At 69.2% G+C, this 3,551-nt stretch carries 1 protein-coding gene; it reads right to left on the bottom strand.

What is annotated here, in order from left to right; genetic code table 11:
- On the bottom strand, positions 1–3,551 hold a 3,551-nt coding region (locus tag D7X30_RS41255; protein ID WP_120568454.1), incomplete at both ends, for a non-ribosomal peptide synthetase.

The raw sequence follows: 3,551 nt of genomic DNA, 5'->3' as shown, positions 1-3,551 counted from the left end.
GGACGAGCATCACCTGGAAGAGAGGGCTGCGGCTCAAGTCGCGCGAGGGCTGGAGGACTTCCACCAGCTTCTCGAAGGGGACGTGCTGGTGCTCGTAGGCGGCGAGGGTGGTGGCCTTCACCTGGGCCAGCAGTTGGCGGAAGGACTCCTCCGGGCGCACATGGGCGCGCAACACCAGCGTGTTGACGAAGAAGCCGATGAGGCCCTCGGCCTCGGCGTGAGTACGTCCGGCGATGGGAGAGCCGACGCTGACGTCGTCCTGGCCGGAGTAGCGCGAGAGGAGCAGCTGGAATGCGGAGAGCAGCAGCATGAAGGGCGTAGCACCTTCACGCTGAGCGAGACTGCGCAGCGAGTCCGTCAACTCCGAGGGGAAGTGCACAGGCACCGTGGCGCCGCGGCGGGACTGCACGGCCGGACGAGGACGGTCCGTGGGCAGCTCCAGCGCGGCGGGGGCACCGGCCAACTGCTGCTTCCAGTAGCCGAGCTGCGACTCCAGCGTCTCGCCCTGGAGCCACTGGCGCTGCCAGAGGGCGAAGTCGGCGTACCGCACGGGCAGCGGTGGCAGCGAGGGAGTCCGGCCGCCACTGAAGGACTCATAGAGGCTCGCCAGTTCACGGATGAGGACGCCCATGGACCAGCCGTCGGAGACGATGTGGTGCATCGTCGCGAGGAGGACGTGGGAGTCGTCCGAGAGCTTGAGGAGGGCCGTGCGCAGCAGCGGCCCACGGACGAGGTTGAAGGGCTGCCGGGCCTCACGGGTGGCAAGCCGCAACGTCTGCGCCTCTCGTGCGGACTCCTCCTGGGAAGAGAGGTCTTCGACCGGGAGCGACCATTCGGCCGGGGCATGGATGCGCTGGAAGGGCTGGCCCTCTTCCTCGAAGAAGGTGGTGCGCAGCGCTTCATGCCGCGCCACGAGCGCTTCGAAGGCACGGCGAAGGGCCTCCACGTCCAGGCGACCCAGGAGTCGCAGCGCGACGGGCAGATTGTAGGAGGCGTCGTCCGGGGTCAGCTGGTCGAGGAACCAGAGGCGCTGCTGCGCGAAGGAGAGCGGCAGGTGGCCTTCGGTGCGCGTGCGCGTCAGGGAGGGCAGACGCGTGCCGGTCGCGGCGCGCTGGAGGCGTTCAGCCAGGGCGGCAATGGTGGGAGCTTCGAAGAGGGCGCGAAGCGGCAACTCCACGTCGAGCGCCGCGCGCACGCGGGCCACCAGCTGCGTGGCGAGAAGGGAGTGGCCCCCCAGCTCGAAGAAGTTGTCCGTGCGGCCCACGGTGGGCACGCGAAGCACTTCGCTCCAGAGTGCCGCGAGCTTCTCCTCCAGCGGCGTCGCCGGGGCCTCGTAGGCGTGCGAAGCCCGGAGCAGGCTCGCATCCGGAGCAGGGAGGGCCTTGCGGTCCACCTTGCCGTTGGACGTCAGAGGCAGCGTCTCCATGGAGACGAAGGCCGCAGGCACCATGTACTCAGGCAGGAGTTGCTTGAGGTGCGCGCGAAGGGCCGTGATGTCGAGGGCTTCACCCACGACGTAGGCGACGAGGCGCTTGTCGCCCGGCGAATCTTCGCGGGCGAGCACGACGGCGTCCTTCACGGCAGGGGCGACACGCAGGGCGTTCTCGACTTCGCCCAGCTCGATGCGGAAGCCGCGCACCTTCACCTGCGCGTCGATGCGGCCGACGAAGTCCAACTGGCCATCCACGCGCCAGCGCACCACGTCGCCCGTGCGATAGAGGCGAGCCCCCTCCTCACCGGAGAAGGCATCCGGCACGAAGCGCTCGGCGGTGAGTCCCGGCCGTCCCGCGTACCCACGCGCCACGCCTACGCCGCCAATGTGCAGCTCGCCGCGTACACCCACGGGGACGGGCTGCCCGTGCGCGTCCAACACATAGACACGCACGTTCGCCAGCGGCTTGCCGATGGACGGCACGTTCCCATCCGCCACTACCTCACCGAAGGTGGCGATGACGGTGGCTTCGGTGGGGCCGTACGTATTGAGCAGGCGCCGCCCCGGGGCCCAACGCGCGACGACGTCCGCGGGCAGGGCTTCGCCGCCGGAGATGACGGTGAGGACCTCGGGGAGCCCTTCGGAGGACGTGGCCGCCAGTGCCGCGGGGGTAAGACTGACGACGCTCAACTCCTGCTCACGCAACAGCACAGGCAGCGGTGCACCCGGCATCAGCTTCTCCAGCGGCGCGAGTACCAGCGTGGCGCCGTTGCAGAGCGTGGTGAAAATCTCCTCCACGGAGAGGTCGAAGCTGAGGCTGGCGAACTGCAACACGCGGCTGCCAGGGCCGATGCCATAGGCCACCGCTTCGTGGGTGACGAGGTTGGCGACGCTGCGGTGCTCCACCGCCGTGCCCTTCGGTGTACCCGTGCTGCCCGAGGTGTAGAGCAGGTACGCCATGTTGGCGGGCGTCACGCCCGTCACGGGCGCATCCGCCGGCTCCTTGGCCAGCGACTCGCGCTCGGTGTCCAGGCAGAGCGCGCGGGCATGCAGTGCCTCGGGGAACCGGTCCACCAGTGGCTGCTGGGTGACGAGCACCTGGGCCGCGCTGTCCTCCAGCATGAAGGCCAGGCGCTCACGAGGCAGGAGCGGATCCACGGGCACCCAGGCGCCGCCGGCCTTCAGGATGCCAAGCAACCCGATGACGATATCGAGAGAGCGCTCGACGCTGAGAGCAACTCGAACTTCCGGCCCCACGCCGCGACGGCGGAGGGCATGCGCAAGCTGATTGGCGCGCGCGTCCAGCTGCGCGTACGTCAGCTGCGCTCCTTCGAAAATCGCGGCCACCGATTCCGGAGCGCGGCGCACCTGCGCTTCGAAGAGCGAGTGCATGCACGCTTCGGGGAACGGCGCATGCGTCGTATTCCACTCCACCAGCACCTGCTGGCGCTCCTGTCCCGCAAGCAACTGCAACGACGACACGCGGCGGTCCGGCTGAGCGACGGCCTCCTGGAGAAGCACCCGCAGGTGCTCGGCCATGCGTGCGGCGGTGGAGGCGGTGAAGATGTCAGAGGTGTACTCGAGGTAGCCCTTGAGGCCGGCGTCCGTCTCCAGCACCTGGAGGGTGAGGTCGAACTTGGCGGAGAAGGTGTCGAGCTCCAGGGCCTCCAGTTTGACGCCCTCGACGGAGGCGGAGCCGCGGAAGGAGGCCTGGTAGGTGAGCATCACCTGGAAGAAGGGCGTACGGCCCGGAATGCGCTCGGGCTTCAACTCCTCCACGAGGCGCTCGATGGGGAGCTCCTGGTGCTCCTGGGCCCCGAGCACCGTCTCTCGCACCTGACGCAGCAGCGTGCGGAAGGACGCGGTGCCCGACACGCGGGTGCGAAGCACCTGGGCGTTGACGAAGAGGCCGATGAGGCCCTCCACCTCGCCGCGCGTGCGGCCGGCCATGGGAGAGCCGACGGTGACGTCCTCCTGGCCGGAGTAGCGGGACATGAGCATCTGCCAGCCCGTCAGCAGCGCCATGTAGAGGGAGGCGCCTTCCTGCTGCGCCAGGGCCTTCAGTGCGTCCGTCAACTCGCGCGGCAGCAGCACGTCATGCCGGGCGCCACGGCCGTCG

This window comes from Corallococcus sp. AB011P (genome assembly GCF_003611605.1).
GTDB lineage: Bacteria > Myxococcota > Myxococcia > Myxococcales > Myxococcaceae > Corallococcus > Corallococcus coralloides.
The sequence above is the reverse complement of the archived record's forward strand: the minus strand, read 5'-3'. Positions and strand labels throughout refer to the sequence as shown.